General features: G+C 65.3%; 13 protein-coding genes. 10 read left to right on the forward strand and 3 right to left on the reverse strand.

Translation table 11 applies throughout. The annotated features are described in order from the left end of the window. The first annotated feature begins 284 nt into the window (after window positions 1-284). Complete coding sequence (locus tag OYT95_RS41190) at window positions 285-671, forward strand: ester cyclase (protein WP_268792373.1); 387 nt, start codon at window positions 285-287, stop codon at window positions 669-671. Between the two features lie 131 nt (window positions 672-802). Then, window positions 803-1,543 carry a hypothetical protein gene (locus tag OYT95_RS41195; RefSeq protein WP_268792374.1) on the forward strand — a complete coding sequence of 247 codons (741 nt, stop codon included), beginning with the start codon at window positions 803-805 and terminating at the stop codon, window positions 1,541-1,543. Window positions 1,544-1,873: 330 nt separating this feature from the next. Here OYT95_RS41195 and OYT95_RS41200 read toward each other — a convergent pair whose 3' ends face one another. Next, window positions 1,874-2,758 (reverse strand): LysR family transcriptional regulator, encoded by an 885-nt coding sequence (locus OYT95_RS41200; RefSeq protein WP_268792375.1) that lies wholly within the window; start codon window positions 2,756-2,758, stop codon window positions 1,874-1,876. A 70-nt stretch (window positions 2,759-2,828) separates the two neighbouring features. Here OYT95_RS41200 and OYT95_RS41205 point away from each other — a divergent pair, with 70 nt between their 5' ends. The 4 genes from OYT95_RS41205 to OYT95_RS41220 are packed head-to-tail and all read left to right on the forward strand — an operon-like array spanning window position 2,829 to window position 6,992. After that, complete coding sequence (locus OYT95_RS41205) at window positions 2,829-4,073, forward strand: CaiB/BaiF CoA transferase family protein (RefSeq protein ID WP_268792376.1); 1,245 nt, start codon at window positions 2,829-2,831, stop codon at window positions 4,071-4,073. A 59-nt stretch (window positions 4,074-4,132) separates the two neighbouring features. Then, window positions 4,133-4,927: an enoyl-CoA hydratase/isomerase family protein gene (locus tag OYT95_RS41210; protein WP_268792377.1), complete on the forward strand. Its 795-nt coding sequence runs from the start codon at window positions 4,133-4,135 to the stop codon at window positions 4,925-4,927. A gap of 11 nt (window positions 4,928-4,938) precedes the next feature. After that, complete coding sequence (locus OYT95_RS41215) at window positions 4,939-6,021, forward strand: acyl-CoA dehydrogenase family protein (protein WP_268792378.1); 1,083 nt, start codon at window positions 4,939-4,941, stop codon at window positions 6,019-6,021. After that, on the forward strand, window positions 6,018-6,992 hold the full coding sequence (locus OYT95_RS41220; RefSeq protein WP_268792379.1) for an acyl-CoA dehydrogenase family protein: 975 nt from the start codon (window positions 6,018-6,020) through the stop codon (window positions 6,990-6,992). Before OYT95_RS41215 ends, OYT95_RS41220 begins: the two co-directional genes overlap by 4 nt. 276 nt (window positions 6,993-7,268) lie before the next feature. Here the strand turns inward: OYT95_RS41220 and OYT95_RS41225 are convergent, their stop codons facing one another. Continuing rightward, complete coding sequence (locus tag OYT95_RS41225) at window positions 7,269-8,057, reverse strand: FadR/GntR family transcriptional regulator (protein WP_268792380.1); 789 nt, start codon at window positions 8,055-8,057, stop codon at window positions 7,269-7,271. A 77-nt stretch (window positions 8,058-8,134) separates the two neighbouring features. Here OYT95_RS41225 and OYT95_RS41230 point away from each other — a divergent pair, with 77 nt between their 5' ends. The 4 genes from OYT95_RS41230 to OYT95_RS41245 all read left to right on the forward strand — a co-directional run bounded on the left by OYT95_RS41230 (window position 8,135) and on the right by OYT95_RS41245 (window position 13,352). Next, window positions 8,135-9,346 carry a cytochrome P450 gene (locus tag OYT95_RS41230; protein ID WP_268792381.1) on the forward strand — a complete coding sequence of 404 codons (1,212 nt, stop codon included), beginning with the start codon at window positions 8,135-8,137 and terminating at the stop codon, window positions 9,344-9,346. Window positions 9,347-9,636: 290 nt separating this feature from the next. Beyond that, complete coding sequence (locus tag OYT95_RS41235; protein WP_268792382.1) at window positions 9,637-11,085, forward strand: APC family permease; 1,449 nt, start codon at window positions 9,637-9,639, stop codon at window positions 11,083-11,085. Between the two features lie 153 nt (window positions 11,086-11,238). Continuing rightward, complete coding sequence (locus OYT95_RS41240) at window positions 11,239-12,384, forward strand: acyl-CoA dehydrogenase family protein (protein ID WP_268792383.1); 1,146 nt, start codon at window positions 11,239-11,241, stop codon at window positions 12,382-12,384. A 128-nt stretch (window positions 12,385-12,512) separates the two neighbouring features. Then, window positions 12,513-13,352, forward strand: a complete 840-nt coding sequence (locus tag OYT95_RS41245) for an LLM class F420-dependent oxidoreductase (RefSeq protein WP_268792384.1) — start codon at window positions 12,513-12,515, stop codon at window positions 13,350-13,352. 196 nt (window positions 13,353-13,548) lie between these two features. On the opposite strand, the gene OYT95_RS41250 is transcribed toward OYT95_RS41245, so the two are convergent. Further along, the gene (locus OYT95_RS41250) at window positions 13,549-16,803 is read right to left on the reverse strand and encodes a protein kinase domain-containing protein (protein WP_268792385.1); all 3,255 of its coding nucleotides are present in this window, start codon (window positions 16,801-16,803) and stop codon (window positions 13,549-13,551) included. Between the last annotated feature and the right edge of the window lie 79 nt (window positions 16,804-16,882).

The following is a 16,882-nucleotide window of genomic DNA, read 5'->3' on the forward strand; positions in this document are numbered from 1 at the left end:
AGCCCCTGTCTTTTCCGGCGACTCGGCAGCCAGTGCGCCGGAAGTCCGGACGGCGAGGTCGTCGATCGTCGGGTGTCAACGCGCCGCAGCGGTGACGGCACGTAAGGATCGCCGCGGCCGTCAATCCAGGCGGGGGCATTGGCCCCGAGCGGGCGGCTCCGATCACCGCCGTAATCCCACACTCGTCCATTATTTTTCCCCGGGTTGGCCGTGCGTGAACACGGCCAACCGGGGCACAGAAGGGAATTCCCGTGCGCCCCGGCTTGCACAACTTCGTCAAGGACATGGATAAGGCATGGGCGGCCGATCAGCCCCACCAGGCTATAGCCGCGCATTTCGCGGAAGACGGCGTCCTGCACGACATGACCTCACCCGGCCCGGCCACCGGCCGAGCCGCGATCGCCGAAGCGATGAGCGCCTTCACGAACGCCTTCTCCTCGATGGAGTTCCACAGTTCCGTCGTCGCCGACGATGGTGAGACGGCCACCGTCGAATGGACCGTGACCGGAGTCCATACCGGGGACCTCGACGGAATCGCACCGACCGGCAACCGCATCGAGGTACGCGGCGTCAACCTGCTCAAATGCAACCTCGACGGACAGTTGCTCGAAGAACGCTCGTACTGGGACTCGGGGACGCTGCTACGTCAGCTCGGAGTCTTCGACAACTGACCGGAAAGAACACACAGCGGCGCCCGGGGACCTCTCAGGGCGCCGTTGCTGTACGCACTGTCGCTCACTGACCCCACCCCGCAACCCACACTCGCACGCCCCTCCCCGCCCCCTTCACAATGGAGACCCCGATGATGATGACACGACTCATTGCGGTGACAGCCTTTGCCATTACGGCAGCGGTCGCCATCACCAGCACCGCCAGTGCCGTCCCGGAACAGGCCGACACCACCCATGCATCAGCCCTCGAGACGGAGATCCTTCCCGGTATCCACTACACCGCGAGCATCGTCGACAAGTCCGTTGTCCTGACGACCGATGCTGGCTCGCTGACCACCCAAGGCAACCAGTTCCAGGTACTCGATGGCGCCGGGAATCTGGTAGCAGGCTTCCCGCTGACCTACTACCGGGACGGGAAAGAATGGCCGGTCGCCGCTCAGATCGACGGCAGGAGCGCCACCCTCACACCCAGCACCGAACCCGCTACCGCCACGCCGCGGAAGGATGCAGCGCTCCCACTGCAACCGACCGCCCTGGATGTTCGGTCACCGGAATTCAGCGCTGCCATCATCAACTTCGGTACCGAAGTTGCGCTCGGCGTCGGGATGGGCAGCCTGATCGGAACGGCGATCGGTGCCGGGATCGGATGTATTGCCGGAGGAGCGCTGGTCGGATCCGCGGTCGCCGTGCCGACAGTCGGCACCCTCGCGGTCCCCGGATTTCTCGGAGGATGCCTGGTGACCGGAGCCGCCGCAGGCGCCATCGGAGCCGTCGCTGGAACCATCATCGTGGGTGGGCCCGTCGCCGTTGCGAGCGCACTTCAGTTCTACGACGCCATCAACGCCCCCGCCGCCGAACCCCTGGCAGGCTGACGACGTCCGCTACAGACGCACTTTCACGCAGCACGTCGGCTACGGTCAGCCATCGACACCGTCGGGGAGCCGGTCGTGCGCGTGAAGACGGTGGTAAAGCCGCAGTGGTCGCACCTCGGTAGCTCACTTGCCACGAAGGTCACGGACGGCGCTGTCTGGACAATGTGAGGTTTCTGGGTCGTAGCTTCCGCGTGCTCGAAGCCAACCGAGGGTCGGACGACGAGTGCCGCGCCCGACTCGGTCGGTACTCGGCTGATCGCCCGAACGTTACGTCGTGCCGATCGACTACTCGCAGCTCGACCACGGCGTGGTGCCGGGCGGTCACGCTCCTTACGCGGAGCGTCCGACGAGCGCCATCACACGGTCGACCAGGGAGTCGTTACGTGCCGCACTGGCGATGACGAGTGTTTGCAGGTGCGGGGCGTCGACGAGAGGCCGGTAGGTGATCCCCGGAACAGCCCCCTCCCGGATCTCCCGCGGAACCAGACACACACAGTGGGCGGCGGCTACCAGGCCCAGCATCCCCATCAGGCTGTCGGCTCGGCCGCCGTCCCTGGGCTCGAAACCTACAGCGCGGCAACCGGAGTAGATCAACTCGCTGAGGCCCGGTATCGCGGTCGAGGACGGCAGCGCGAAATCCTGATGCCGTAGCGCAGCAAGGGCGATGTTGTCCCGGGACGCGAGAAGATGCTCGGCAGGAAGTGCGCATACCAACGGTTCGTCGTGCAGGAGCCGGATATCGAGATCGTCTGGGTCGGACAGTGGAGCTCGCACCATGGCTAAGTCCAGCCGTCTGCTGCGCACCATATCGGCGAGTTCGGCGGAGGTGCGTTGGTAGAGGTGGATGCGCAGTCCCGGCAAGTTGTCATGGACCAAGCCGATCAGGGCGGGGACGGAGATGTACGAGGCCCCGCTGATGAATCCGAGGCGCAGTGTTCCCTCCGCTCCTTGCGCGATCCGCCTGGCGCGTTCGGTCGCGGAACTCTGCGCGTCCAGGAGGTGGCGTGCGTCGAGAGCGAACGCCTCCCCGGCGGGGGTGAGTTGCACCTGGCGGGTGCTTCGTTCCAGCAGTGGGACGCCGATGGTCTTCTCGAGCCGTTTGATCGCCTGCGTGAGGGGTGGCTGACTCATGGACAGGCGCTCGGCAGCGCGGGTGAAATGGCGTTCTTCGGCGACCACAACGAACTGCTCGAGTAGCCGTCGCGAAAAATCCATATCCTCCATCATATTAATGATGCCACAATTAGTATTGGATATCGATCGGTATTGGGGCTTTCATTGTGGTGTGAAGCACGACAACACCGGTTCGATCGGATCGAGCGCATCCATTCCCCCTGGGCGGGAACCATCCACCCATCCCGTTCCGGCAGGCGGTCCCCTGCAAGGGCTCCGCGTGATCGAACTGGCCACGGTCATCATGGGCCCCTACGCCGGTCAGCAATTCGGTGACCTCGGTGCGGACGTGATCAAGGTCGAGGCCCCCGGCGGGGATCCGACCCGGCAGTTCGACCCGAAACGGCATCCGGGAATGGGTGGACCCACCCTCAATCTCAACCGCAACAAGCGAAGTGTCACACTCGATCTCAAGGATGCCTCCGATCGAGATTCGCTACTCGCGTTGCTCGAGACCGCCGATGTCTTCATCACCAACGTCCGTCCCGGCGCCCTCGCGCGGCTGTCGCTGGGATGGGAGGACGTCGCCGCGGTCAACCCACACCTGGTGTACGCCACCGCACAAGGTTTTCGGTCCGACTCGGTGATGCGCGACAACGCGGCCTACGACGACATCATCCAGGCCGCCACCGGCCTGGTGTGGCTCAACGAGCAAGTCTCCGGCGAGCCGAACTTCATCCCGTCGGTGGTGGCCGACAAGGTGTGCGGGCTGATGATGGTGCAATCGGTGCTCGCAGCCCTTCATTACCGGGACCGTACCGGGCGCGGACAGCACGTCGAAATTCCGATGGCGGACACCATGATCGCTTTCAATCTCGTCGAACACCTCGCCGGAGCAACACTGCATCCGTCCGACGACAGCGATTACGGCTATCGGCGGGTGCTCAGCCGGGAACGCAAGGCCTGCCGAACAGCCGATGGGTGGATGTGCATCCTGCCCTACAACGACGCGAACTGGCGGGACTTCTTCGAGTTCGCCGGCGACCCCGAGGCAGCGGCAGATCCTCGGTTCACCACCATGGCCGGTCGAGTAGCGCACGCCGATGCCCTGTACGCCAGAATGCGCTCCCTGACAGCACAGTTCAGCACCGCCGAGTGGCAGCGCCTGTGCGACGACGCGAGCATTCCGGCGCATCCGGTCTACAGCCTCGCCGACAGCGCGTCCAGCCGCTACGCGCAGGACGGCGGTCTGCTGACCACCGCCGACCACCCCACCGAGGGCCCCTACCAGCTGATCGGGCACCCGGTCCGGTACTCCGAGACACCGGCGCAACTGCGCCGGCACTGCCCCGCCCAGGGGCAGCACACCGAATCGATCCTCGATGACCTCGACCATCGGCAGCGGAGCCGCGCGTGACCGCCCGCGTAGCCACTCGACCCCCCGACCCGTTGCACCGCGAATGGAGACGCACTGTTATGACCTTCTCCGGAGGTGACCTTCTCGTCACCATCGACAACCACATCGGGCGCATCACCCTCAACCGGCCCGCGAAGAAGAATTCCTTCACCGTCGACATGCTCGAGGACTGGGCGCAGGCGCTGCGCGAATTCCAGCGTGACGAGCGGGTGCGGGTGGTCGTGGTCCGCGGCACGGGTGAGGCCTTCTGCGCCGGAGCCGATCTCGCCGACATCGGCGAGATCGATAGAACACCGTTGACCAACCGGAAGCTGATGACCGACACGGTCCACCAGGTGGCTCGCGCGGTCGAGGACTTGACCAAACCCCTGATCGCCGGTGTGAGCGGCCCCGCCGTCGGTGCCGGGATGGATATGGCTCTGATGTGTGACTACCGGATCGCCTCGGCTGCGGCGCGGTTCTCCGAGGGGTACATCCGCGTCGGCCTGGTGCCCGGTGACGGCGGCTGCTTCTACCTCCCGCGGCTGATCGGCCGTCCCCGCGCGCTGCGGCTGCTGTGGACCGGCGAGTTCGTCGCCGCCGAACAGGCCCTTGACTGGAATCTCGTCGACGAAGTTTGCGCCGCCGACGAATTCGACGCCCGACTCGAGGACTTCGCCACCCAGATCGCCCGGCAGCCCCCCGCGGCGGTCCAGATGATCAAGAACGCGGTCCGCCAATCCGATACCGGCGATCTGCGGTCGGCGCTCGATCTCATCGCCTCACACCAGGCGGTGGCGATGACCACTGCCGATTCGATCGAGGCGCTCGACGCGTACACCACCCGACGGACCCCCGTTTTCGAGGGACGATGACAAGCCAGGACATGATGACTACACGAGAACAATCGCTGCGTGCGGCGGTGCGCGAACTGTGCGCCGAGTGGGACTACGAACCCCGATGTGACGCCTGGGGCGGCGAGGCCGATCCCGAGTTCAGCCGGGAACTCGGGCGGCGCGGACTACTCGCGCTGACCTGGCCGAAGGACCTCGGCGGGGCCGCGGAATCGAGCCTCACCCGACTCGCGGTCACCGAGGAATTGCTCCGGGCCGGCGCCCCGGTTTCCTACCACTGGGCCGGCGAACGGCAGATCGGCCCGACCCTGATCCGTCACGGCAACCGGGCGCTCCAGGACGAATTTTGTCCCCGCCTGGCCAGGGCCGAGATCAGCTTCGCGCTCGGGATGAGCGAACCGGACGCCGGCTCCGACCTGGCCGCGGTCCGCACCACGGCCACCCGCACCGACGAGGGCTGGGTCATCAACGGCCGCAAAGTCTGGACGAGCGGCGCCCACTTCGCCGACTACCTCTACGTCCTGGCCCGCACCTCCAAGAGTGAGGACCGGCACGCCGGCCTGAGTGAGTTCGTGGTCGACACCGCCGCGCCCGGGGTGCACGTGCAACCGATCATCGGCATGGACGGCGGACATCACTTCAACGAAGTCGTCTTCGACGAGGTGCACGTGCCCGACCGGTGGCTGATCGGCACCGAGGGACACGGCTGGCAACAAGTCATCTCGCAACTCGCGTTCGAGCGCGGTGGCCCCGAACGGTTCCTGTCGATGTATCCGCTGCTGAGCGCGGTCCTCGACGCCGAGGTACTCGACGACACCGACCGCGCCGCACTGCGCGTGTTGACTGCGCAGCTGACAGTGCTGCGCTCACTCGCGCGGAACATCGCGGCCGCCTTGGATGCCGGGCGCAGCCCGGTCGCGGAGGCCGCCACCAGTAAGTACCTCGGAAACCGGCTCGAGTTGGCCACGCTTGACTTCGTCCGGCCTTTGCTGGCCCGAACTGATGAGCGGGTATCAGCTCTGTTCGACGCGGCCGTGATCGCCTCCCCGAAGTCGGGGCTGCGCGGCGGCGCCGCCCCGGTCATGCTGTCCATCGTCACGAAGGAAATGCGATGAGTACGACGATTCTCACCGACGAAGCCGCGCAGCTGGCGGCGACCGTCGCCGATGTTGTGGCCACCTGGGAACTCCCGGTCGCGGGCGGCCTCGTCTCGGAGGCCGAACACTTCCACGATCAGTGGAAGGTCGCCGAGGAATTGGGATGGACCACGATCCTCGACGACGTCGACTGCACCAGCTTCGAGGGGCTGGCCGAGTCGGTCGAATTCATCGACGCCGCCGCCGCGGTCACCCGCACCCTCGCCGGCGCCGGCGCCGTCCTTCCCGTCCGTCAGACCCTGGTTGCGCGCGCCGTCGCCTCCCAATCCATAGCCACCGGGCCGATCGTTGTCAGCGCGCACTCGTTCGGGGTCTGGGACCCGATCGCGACCGTTTTCGTCGGTGCCGACGGCACCACCCAGGGCCGGGCGGCTCAGGGACCGGTGGCCCGCGACGTTGCGGCCCGCCCGCTGCGCCGAGCCGACCACCCGGAAGGCCTCGGGGATCGACCCGACGGTGTGCTGGCCCAGTTTCTGCTCCTCCAGGAAATCGCGGGCGCAGCACACGGCGCGATCGAGGAGGCCCGCGCCTACGTCACCAGCCGGGTGCAGTTCGGCCGACCCCTGATCAAGCTTCCCGCGGTGGCCCAAGAACTGGGAAGGCTGACGATCGCGCAGCTGCAACTCGACGAGGCGATCGCCGAGTTTGCTCGCCGCCTGCACACTGCATCAGCTGATCGGATCCGCTTCGCTGCCACCGCCGCCCGGGCGCTCGCCTGCGATGTCGCCTCCGACGTCGCCGCCCAGGCCCACCAACTGCACGGTGCCCTCGGCTTGACCGCGGACGCCACGCTCCGGCACCGCACCCTGCTGCTGTGGGCCGACAGGGACGAGGGCCTGCCCCAGCGCAGCTGGGGCGTGAACACCCTCCCGAACTGCGAGGTCGACCTGTGGTCGCTGAGCCAGCCGGAGCACACGCACCGACTCTGATGGCCGTGACACCCTTCCGGACCTTCTTCCGGTATCCAGGCAGGCCGAGGGAGCGGCACCCGGGATGCCCTGGGGCATCCCGAACAGGCGTGGAGGATGTGGTGCGCCGGTCACCAGAAGGGTGGCGCACTCAGTCGCCCCCGGGCCCGGGCGTGCGTGTTTCGTTGTCCACGCGCGCCTGGGCTTCGGAGGATCCGGCAATCGGCAAAGGGGCGAGAGACCCTGAAACAGGGTTGCGCGCAGGCACACTCTCGCGCGCAACCGACTGAGATCGGGTTAACTACCGGCGCTTGCTGCGGCGCGGGTAAATCCCAAAATCGCTTCCGCGCTGCTAGTCATGTGCTCGGCCATCAGGCGGCGCGCCCGCTCGCCGTCTCCGGCTTCGATCGCCGCGAAGATCTTGCGGTGCTGGTCGTTGGAGGTATGCCGGGCCTGCGGGCCCACTCGGAACGCCCCCATCAGTGGGGTCAATTCGGCCTGCACCTCCGTCTCTGCCCGCGCCAGTCGCTGCGACCGCGTGCAGGACGCGATGGTGACGTGAAAGGTGGCGTCACACTTGCGAAATTCCTCGAATGCCTCTGCAGCGTCCATTCGTTCGATTAGTTCCCGCATCCCGGCGAGGTCCTCGGCCGTCGCGCGTTCGGCGGCGAGGGCCGCGCTCTCCCCGCCGATGGCGACGCGGTAATCGGTGAGGTCGGTGATGTACTCGTCGGTGATCGTCGCGATCCGCTTCTGCGCCTCGCGCTCGGGAACCGTCAGTGCCAGCTGTTTGACATAGGTGCCGCCCTGGCGACCGCGTCGGGTCTCGACGTAGCCGGCTTCGCGCATCACCGCCAGCGCTTCGCGCAACGTCATCGCGGAAATCCCTAGCTGGTCGGCCAGTTCCGACTCGGAGGGAAGTCGCGCTCCGACATCGAAGATGCCCAGGCCGATGGCATCGCCGAGCCGGCGAACGGTCTGCGCGACCAGCCCCTCACCGCCGATCGGGGACAGGATGACACTGCGAACGAGCAGGGACGCCGGTGAGGGGGTCCGGGAATCGGACGCCGAGTCATTTGTATCCATTATCTTCACATCATATAGGTCTAGAGAAGGCAAAGTCGAACACTTGCAACTCTAACATCTAATGTTAGAGTTAAAACATGAGTATCGAATCTGCCACCGACGGCAATCTGCTGAAGATCACCGACCCGGGTTTCTCTGCGATGGGCGAGGAGATCCGTGCGGCCAGGGAGCAAAACTGGTATGCCCGAACCACTTACGGTATCGCTGTCCTACGTCACGGTGAGGTGGGCGCTCTGCTGAAGGATCGCCGCCTCCGGCAGGGAAGCTGGTCGTGGCCCGCACAGAACGGCATCACCGACGGTGTGCTCTCGGACTGGTGGAAGAACTCCCTGGTCGGCATGGAGGGTGAGGAGCATGCCCGCATCCGCAAGCTGGTCAACCCCGCGTTCTCCCACTCGGTCATCGCGACGATGACCGAGAGTTTCCGCGAACTCGCCCACGATGTCATCGACCAGTTCGCCGACTCCGGCGCATGCGAATTCATGACGGACTTCGCCGAACCGTACTCTTCTCGCGCCCTGTGCCGGCTGCTCGCCCTACCCGAAGGGGACTGGCGCGAGCTCACGCAGCTCTCGTCCGACATGGGGCTGGCCTTCGGCCCCGAGATCGCCGAGCAGCGCGCCACGATCGAAGCCGCAATCCTCGCGCTCTATGCCCGCGCCGACGAACTCGTCGCCCAGCGCCGCCGCCAGCCCACCGACGACTTCGTCTCGCAACTGGTTATCGCAACGGACGAGAACGGGGACCGGCTGAGCGATCAGGAACTTCGGGAGCTGATCACCAGCCTGATCTTCGGCGGCATGGACACCACCCGCAGTCAACTCGGACTGATGATGCAGGCCTTCGTCGAGCATCCCGATCAATGGGCGCTGCTCGCCGACCAGCCGGAACTCGCCGCCCAGGCCGTCGAGGAAGTCATTCGCTTCAACCCGACGATCCACTGGACCACCCGACTGGCCATCGAGGACTTCTCCTTCCAGGATGTCGACATCCCGGAGGGAACGGTGCTCCACCTCATGTCCTACTCCTCCGGCACCGACCCCCTCGCAGTCGGAGACGCAAGCTTCGACATCACGGCCAAGCGCGCCCCCCACTTCGGTTTCGGGGGAGGGCGGCATCACTGCCTCGGGCACTTCGTCGCCCGCCTCGACATCCGCGAAGCGCTGCAAGCCCTTTCGCAGCGCCTCACGCAGCCGCGATTCTCCGCGCCGCCCAGTAATCGGCCGCCGACCGGGAACACCGGCCCGATCGAGCTTCCCGTGAGCTTCGTTCCGGCACGCCCGAACTGACGGCAGTGGTGACCGGCACGCCGTCTCGCGGGCAGGTGGCACGGCGGTGCCCTGCGCGGGCGAGGGCGCGTGGGAAACCTACCGCTCATACTTTTAACATAAAACCTCTTGTGTTAGCGGTATCACAGCAGTAGCGTTCTCGCTCATCGATCGGAGTGCGCGTCATCACACCCGGTCAGTCACCCTCACCGAAGGAGCTCACATGACCGAGCGAGAATCCACCGTCCACAGAAATGGACGGAACTGTCTGAGGACGGCGTGCCTCGGCACGGCGACGAAGGCGGCGTGAAATGACCAACCCATCCACGCCCACAACCGGCGCCGACCTCACCGAGCAGGCGCATCTCGAGACGGGACGGTTGGGCAGGACCTCCCTGGTCTCACTGTCGCTGGCGTCCTTCTTCCCCGCAGTCGGCATCGCCTTGGTGCCCCTGCTCGTGTTCAGCACCGCCGGCACCAATGCATGGCAGGCATCACTACTGTCCACGATCGCCGTCATCTGCGTCGGGCGAGCAGTCACCGCCTTCGCCCGGCGATACGTCGCCACCGGATCGCTGTACTCCTACATCGGAGAGGTATTCGGCCCCTGGGCCCGATACCTGACCGCGGCCGCCCTACTCGCCGGGTTCATCGCCGCGATCGGAGCACTTGCCGCCGTCGTCGGGATCTTCGCCGGTAGCTTCCTGCTCTCACACGGGGTCGACAACGCCCTGTCCTTCGGGCCGCAACTGGCAATCTTCCTCGTCGCTCTCGCCCTCGCCGCCGCGATCGCCTACCGCGGTCTCGACACCTCGGTCTGGATCGCGGTGACCCTGGCCGTGTTGTCGTTCCCCCTCGTCCTGGTCATCACCATCGCCAGCGCCGCCAAGACCGGACTCGATCTCGCCGATCAGTTCAGCCTCAGCGAGTTCAGCCTCAGCGGAACGCTCCAGGGCATGGCCGTCGGAGCTGCCTTCCTGGTCGGCTTCGAATCCTGTACCGCACTCGCCGCGGAGACCCGCAACCCCCGCCGTAACGTGCCTCTCGCGGTCATGTCCGTCCCGGTTCTCCTCGGCGGCCTCTTTCCCCTGGTCACGATTCTCCAGGTCCCGGGGCTGCAGGCGGCGTCCGCCGAACTGGAGGCCGGAATGTCGGCTCCCGCGGCGCTGGCACTGCATGCCGGTCTCGGCTCCGGGGTCGCCACCGCCAGCGATCTGGTCCTCGCGGTCGCTACCTTCGCCGCACTGATCGGCTTCATCAACTATGGTGCGCGTTTCGCCATGACCCTCGCCGATGACGGTCTCCTGCCCGCTCCGCTGGGGAGGATCCATCCTCGCCACCACAGCCCCTTCGTCAGCATCGCGGTGATGTCCGTCGCCGGGTTCGTCCTCGTCGCCGCCCTGGTCTTTACCGCGGGAGATGTGGTGTCGGCGTACTACACCGTCGCTCCTCTAGTCGTGTACCTGTGGGTGCTCCCATACGTCCTGATCACCGTCGGCGCCATCGTCCTCACCGTGCGGGCGCATGAGTACCGGCCGTTGCTGATCGGCGCGTCCGTCTTCGGCGCAGTGGCGACAGCATGGATGTACATCAACGGGGTGATCAACCCACCACCAGCGCCGGCGAACGCCATGTCCTGGATCGTGCTGATCGTCCTCGCCGTCCTCCTCGCCATTTTTGCGATCACCAAGCGCAGACAAGCGCCGAGCACCGCGGTGGAAGTCTCTCCGCAACCGGTCGCCCAGGTCGAGGAGGTCTGACGAGTTCGAATCTGAAAAACGTGGTGGCTGGAAGGACACATCCTTCCAGCCACTTCACCGCGCCTCAACCGTTGAACACAGCGGCCTCGACCACGCCCCGCGTGGCTCCCGACCGCGGAGCCCGCACAACGACACCTCCGAGAAAGAAACACCATGAACAAACACATTCCGTCGTGGCACGACGTCGAGGTGAAGGCCCTGTCCGAGCTCGCGGTCGGGTTCTTCGAACGCGAGGTGGTCGCGCACAACGAGAAGTGGGACGCCCAGCACCGCATCGACCGTGCGGTGTGGCTCGAGGCAGGCAAGCTCGGGTTGCTGTGCTGCTCGATCCCGGAGGAGTACGGCGGCGGCGGGGGCACGTTCGCCCACGACCTCGCCGTCTTCGAGGCCCAGGGCTACGCCGGTGACCTCGCGCTCGGCATCTCCGTGCATTCCGGCATCGTCGCGCACTACCTCAACGAGTACGGCACCGAGGAACAGAAGAAGACCTGGCTGCCGGGGATGGCGACCGGGGAGATCCTCGGTGCCATCGGCATGACCGAGCCCGGCGCCGGCTCGGACCTCAAGGCGATCAAGACCACCGCCATCCGCGACGGCGACGACTACATCGTCAACGGGTCGAAGACGTTCATCACCAACGGCGCGTCCGCCGACCTGATCGTGCTGGCGGTCAAGACCGACCCGAAGGCCGGCGCAAAGGGGGTGGCGCTGCTGATCGTGGATCTGCGGGACTGCCCGGGTTTCGCCGTCGGGCGGGTGCTGGACAAGGTCGGTCAGCACGGCGCCGACACGTCGGAGTTGTCGTTCACCGACGTGCGGGTGCCGGTGGCGAATCTGCTCGGCGAGGAGGGGCAGGGTTTCGGGCAGTTGATGGCGCAGTTGGTGCAGGAGCGGTTGATCATCGGGGCGCAGGCGTCCGGGGCGATGACTCGTGCGGTGGAGGACACCGTCGCGTACACGAAGTCGCGGCAGGCGTTCGGGCACAGTCTGTTCGAGTTCCAGAACACGGCGTTCGAGCTCGCCGAGTGTCAGACCATCGCCCGCACGTGTGCGGTGTTCCTGGACCATTGCATCGAGGCGCACCTGCGTGGGGAACTGGACCCGTCCGAGGCGGCGATGGTCAAGTACTGGCTCACCGAGCAGCAGTGCGCGGTGATCGACCGGTGCGTGCAGTTGCACGGCGGGTACGGGTACATGCGCGAGTACCTGATCGCCCGGATGTACGAGGACGCCCGCGTCCAGAAGATCTACGCGGGCGCCAACGAGGTGATGAAGGGAATCATCGCGAAGTCGCTGTAGCCGACGCGGGCTCACGCGACACGTCGTACGCCGCCTCGGCGAACCGGCCGAGCCGCTGCCGCATCCGGTCGTCCACTGGTCTCTGTTTGTCTCGCGGCCCCTGGTTGCGTCAAGGAAGGTCCTCCACCATGCACATCGCAGGCAGTGTGTTTCTCACGGAATACTCGATTGGTCCCGCTCAGCTGGCTACGGCAATGGAGGAGCGAGGCTACGAGTCGTTGTTCTTGCCCGAGCACACCCACATCCCCGTCAGTCGACTGACCCCGTACCCGGGCGGCGGCGAAATGCCCTCGAAATATGCTCACACCTACGACCCGTTCGTCGCCCTCACCGCAGCAGCGATGGTCACCACGACACTCCGGCTCGCCACCGGGATAAGCCTCATCGCCGAGCGTGATCCCATAACGACCGCGAAGGTCGTCGCCTCCTTGGATTTCATTTCCGGCGGACGCACACTGCTCGGTGTGGGAGCAGGCTGGAACCGGGAGGAAATGAGGCACCACGGCACCGACCCCCGACACCGGTGGGCAGTGCTGCGTGAACGAGTCCAGGCGATGAAAGCGATGTGGACTCATGAGGAAGCGGAATATCACGGCGACTATGTGGATTTCGATGCATCATGGAGCTGGCCGAAACCCGCCCAACCAGGCGGTCCGAAGATTCTCCTGGGAGGAAATGGGCCAGGAATCTTGAACCGAGTAGTCGACTACGCTGACTCCTGGATGCCCATCAGCGGGCCTACGCTGGCAACCAACGTCTCCGAACTCGGCAGGCTGGCCGAGCTGGGCGGACGTTCGGATATCGGTGTGACTGTGGTGCATACCGGACCCCCTGAACCCCGAGCGTTCGACAGCTATGCGCAGCTGGGAGTCGACCGAGTTGTTCTCCTCTTACCGACTGCATGTGAGACTGAGACGTTGAAGAAGCTCGACGAGTGGTCCGCCTACGCAGCAGAATTCACTGCCTAGTTCCCGCTCGCCCGGATGGACCTCTTCGGGTCGGGGCCCATCGATGCGCCTTGCCCAGGACATCGCCCCGCGAAGTGCGGGAGCGGGAGCGGGAGCGGGAGCAGTTTACGTGCACGACGCGTCACGGCCGACGCGCTTGCCGAAGCTGTTAATTTAATGCCCGTTGGGACTCCATACTTGTTCTAGCACAAGGGGGCTACGAGGATTGTCGCTCTTCTACAACCCAGGCAGCGACCTGTGCCCGCGAGGTGAATCCGAGTTTGGTGAGTATGTGTTCGACATGTCCTTGCGCGGTGCGTTGGGAGATCACGAGACGGGCAGCGATCGCCTTGTTGGTCAATCCCTCGGCGACCAGTTCCGCAACCTGCTGTTCGCGTTTCGTCAGGGTGTCCGAACCTGGGGACACCGGCTTGTGAGGGCGCTCGCCGAGCGCGTAGTTGACCGCGGAATCGAGATCCAAAGCCCTGCCGTGCTTCCGCACCTCTTCGAAGACGTGGTCTGTCAGCGCCAGACGGGCGGCCCTCTCACACGCTTCGTGATACACGAGCAGGTTCGGTACAAGCACAGAAGGGCTCCCGGCAACGCCACCGAGCGTCTCCGCGGCTCCCATCAACGTGCCGGCACGTGTCGGGTTACTGCCTCCAGCCACCCAGGCGAACGCTTCGAAGCAATTTGCACACCCGACCGGGTCGTCGACGAGTCGAGCAAGTCGCAATCCCTGTTCGAGCAGGTCGATTGCTCGGCCCTGAGCACCCAATCGCCATTGAGCGACGGCCATCGCCCACAACGCGTACGACCGGTAAACGGATTCACCGTGAACTTCCGCAATCGCGAGGACTTCCTCGTAGCATTCGATCGCCCGGTCGGGTTCGGTGTCGAGCAGCTGATACGCCAGTCCCAGCAGGGTCAGAGACTCGATCTGTAGCGCGAGATCGCTCTCCGCTTGGCGGAACACCGACAGTGCCCGCTCCAGACCTGACACCGCGCGCGATAGATCGCCGCTGAACAACCCGACGATGCCGTCCGCGTGGTCCACGATCGCGTGCGCTATCGGGTCGTCAATCTGATCGGCGAGGGCGCGCGCCTGCTCGACAAGCTCGGCACCTCGCTCATGGTCCCGCTGCTGTTCGGCCATGAGGCAGTCGACGCCCAGCGCTCTGACGGTGGCGGTGGTCGGAAGTTCGCCCCGGCGTGAGAGGAATTCGTCGAGCCAGCGTCTCGCCTCGCTGAGCAGGCCGCGTGACCCCCAGAATTGCGCCAGGGGTGTGGCAATCTGCAAACCGGCGTCGGCGTCGTCGTCGGCGAGGCAGAAGTCCATTGCGTCCCGCAGATTCGGCTGCTCACTGTCGAATCGTGCGATCCACTCGAGCTGCCGGGGGCTGATGAACTCGTCCTCGGCGCGGCGGGCCAGCTGGCGGAACCAATCTCGGTGCCGCCGACGCAGAGCATGATAGTCGCCGTTTTCCTGTGCCTTCTCTCGCCCGTAGGCACGCAAGGTCTCGAGCAATCTGAAGCGGACCGCGGTGCCGTGCTCTTCGCGGATCAGGACTGACTTGTCGACGAGGGATGCCACTGAGTCCAGCAGGTCCTCGGTCTGCACATTGTCCCCACACACGTATTCGGCAGCATCGAGATCGAAGCCGCCGATGAACACCGACAGACGAGCCCACGTCAGTTGTTCGCGCGGGGAGCACAGGTCGTAACTCCAATCGACACACAACCGGAGCGTCTGCTGGCGCGACGGCGCGCCTCGGCTCCCGCGGGTCAACAGTGCATAGCGATTGGAAAGTCTCTGCAGGATCTGTTCGGGCGACATCGCCCGCAACCGCGCCGCCGCCAGCTCAATCGGCAACGGCAACCCGTCCAGCCGGTGGCAGATCCGAGTCACCGCGGATTTGTTGGCATCGGTCAACGTGAATGTCGATACCGCCGAGGTCGCGCGTTCGGTGAATAGCGACACGGCGTCGTAACGGGGAAGACCCTGAAGTGACGGCTCGCGCTCGGGGTCGGGGACGGTAAGCGGGGGAACCCGCAGTATTGCCTCTCCAGCTACGGTCAGAGGCTCACGGCTTGTCGCGAGGATGCGCAGATTCGGGTTATGTTGCAGCAGCGCTGTGGCGAGGTCGGCGACGGCGTCGACCGCTTGCTCGCAATTATCGAGAATCAAAAACAGTTCTCGCGAAGACAAAAAGTCCAGCAGAATCTCCCGGAGCGACCGGTCAGTTTGGTCCCGCACACCGAGAGTGGCGGCCACCACGTCGATCAAACGGGACGGAGTGCGGACTTCGTCGAGCTCGACGAGCCATGCTCCGTCTGCGAACTCGCGGCGGATACTCGTGGCAAGGCGTAGTGCGAGACGTGTTTTCCCCACCCCGCCGATCCCGACCAGTGTCAGCAGACGTGACGATGCCAGCAGATTCTTTGCTTCGGTGATTTCGTGCCTGCGACCGACGAAACTGGACAATTCCAGGGGGAGGTTCCCCCGCTCATGGCGGGAAGGACTCGCTGGGAACTGTTCATGTGATAGCGGTTCGGGTTCCAGCATGGCTCGGGCATGCAGAGCCGTATCGTCTACAGGTAGTCCGCGGCTGCGTTGAATTTCGCGTAGGCGCTCGGCCAATGCGGCGGCAGAGGGTTGCCGATCCTCGGGGTGACCGGACATTGCCTGCTCGATGACGGTAGCAACATCATCTGCGAGGCCTTGATCTCGCAGGTCCGGGGCCGATTCGGTTGTGATGCGGATGAATTGGGCTACCAAGTGTTCACCGCTGCGGCGTTCAAATGCGGCGTGGCCGGTGACAGCGCAAAACAGGGTGGCTCCGAGTCCGTAGATGTCGGAAGCGGGGCTTGGGGCCGCGCCGCCGAGGACCTCGGGTGCAGTGAACGCGGGCGAACCGGTGACGATGCCCGTAGCAGTTTCGAACCCGCCGGTGATATGCGCGATTCCGAAATCCGAGAGCGCCGGCTCGCCGTAGTCGGTGAGGAGGATGTTCGCTGGTTTGACGTCGCGGTGGACGATGCCCTGGCCGTGGGCCGCTTCCAGCGCGCCAGCCAGCTTCACTCCGAGCCGCAGCGCTTCGGCCACAGGCAATGGACCGTGCCGCCTGATCCGTTCGTCCAGGGAGCCCTGCGGGTGGTACGGCATCACGATGAACGGTTCGCCGCTCTCGGCGACGCCGACCTGGAGGACATTGACAATGTTCGGGTGGCCGGTCAGACGGCCCATGGCGCGTTGTTCGCGAAAGAAGCGCTCCCGGTTCTCCTCCGCAAGATCGTTTGTGAGCACCTTCACTGCAACGGTGCGGTCGAGAGAGGTTTGTGTGCACTGGTACACAACGCCGAAGCCACCACGACCGATCTCCCGGGCGTCGTCGAATCCGTCAGCACTCAGCGCCGATGCGACCGACGGGGTCACATCGCGGTGGGTCTCGAACGGATCGATATCGGACATCGTCCAGATCGATTCATCACGTCCGCGATACGTTCGATAAAATCCGCACGGTTAGCCTCTCGACGACGTGCTTCCCAGG

Source organism: Rhodococcus sp. JS3073, assembly GCF_026810085.1.
GTDB lineage: Bacteria > Actinomycetota > Actinomycetes > Mycobacteriales > Mycobacteriaceae > Rhodococcus_F > Rhodococcus_F wratislaviensis.

Excerpts from the sequence above, each read along its gene's own strand:
- OYT95_RS41240 (WP_268792383.1), top strand. The coding sequence starts at position 11,239 with ATGAACAAACACATTCCGTCGTGGCACGACGTCGAGGTGAAGGCCCTG.
- OYT95_RS41200 (WP_268792375.1), bottom strand. The coding sequence starts at position 2,758 with ATGGATTTTTCGCGACGGCTACTCGAGCAGTTCGTTGTGGTCGCCGAA.
- OYT95_RS41215 (WP_268792378.1), top strand. The coding sequence starts at position 4,939 with ATGATGACTACACGAGAACAATCGCTGCGTGCGGCGGTGCGCGAACTG.
- OYT95_RS41245 (WP_268792384.1), top strand. The coding sequence starts at position 12,513 with ATGCACATCGCAGGCAGTGTGTTTCTCACGGAATACTCGATTGGTCCC.
- OYT95_RS41230 (WP_268792381.1), top strand. The coding sequence starts at position 8,135 with ATGAGTATCGAATCTGCCACCGACGGCAATCTGCTGAAGATCACCGAC.
- OYT95_RS41210 (WP_268792377.1), top strand. The coding sequence starts at position 4,133 with ATGACCTTCTCCGGAGGTGACCTTCTCGTCACCATCGACAACCACATC.
- OYT95_RS41190 (WP_268792373.1), top strand. The coding sequence starts at position 285 with ATGGATAAGGCATGGGCGGCCGATCAGCCCCACCAGGCTATAGCCGCG.
- OYT95_RS41220 (WP_268792379.1), top strand. The coding sequence starts at position 6,018 with ATGAGTACGACGATTCTCACCGACGAAGCCGCGCAGCTGGCGGCGACC.
- OYT95_RS41195 (WP_268792374.1), top strand. The coding sequence starts at position 803 with ATGATGATGACACGACTCATTGCGGTGACAGCCTTTGCCATTACGGCA.
- OYT95_RS41250 (WP_268792385.1), bottom strand. The coding sequence starts at position 16,803 with ATGTCCGATATCGATCCGTTCGAGACCCACCGCGATGTGACCCCGTCG.
- OYT95_RS41235 (WP_268792382.1), top strand. The coding sequence starts at position 9,637 with ATGACCAACCCATCCACGCCCACAACCGGCGCCGACCTCACCGAGCAG.
- OYT95_RS41225 (WP_268792380.1), bottom strand. The coding sequence starts at position 8,057 with ATGGATACAAATGACTCGGCGTCCGATTCCCGGACCCCCTCACCGGCG.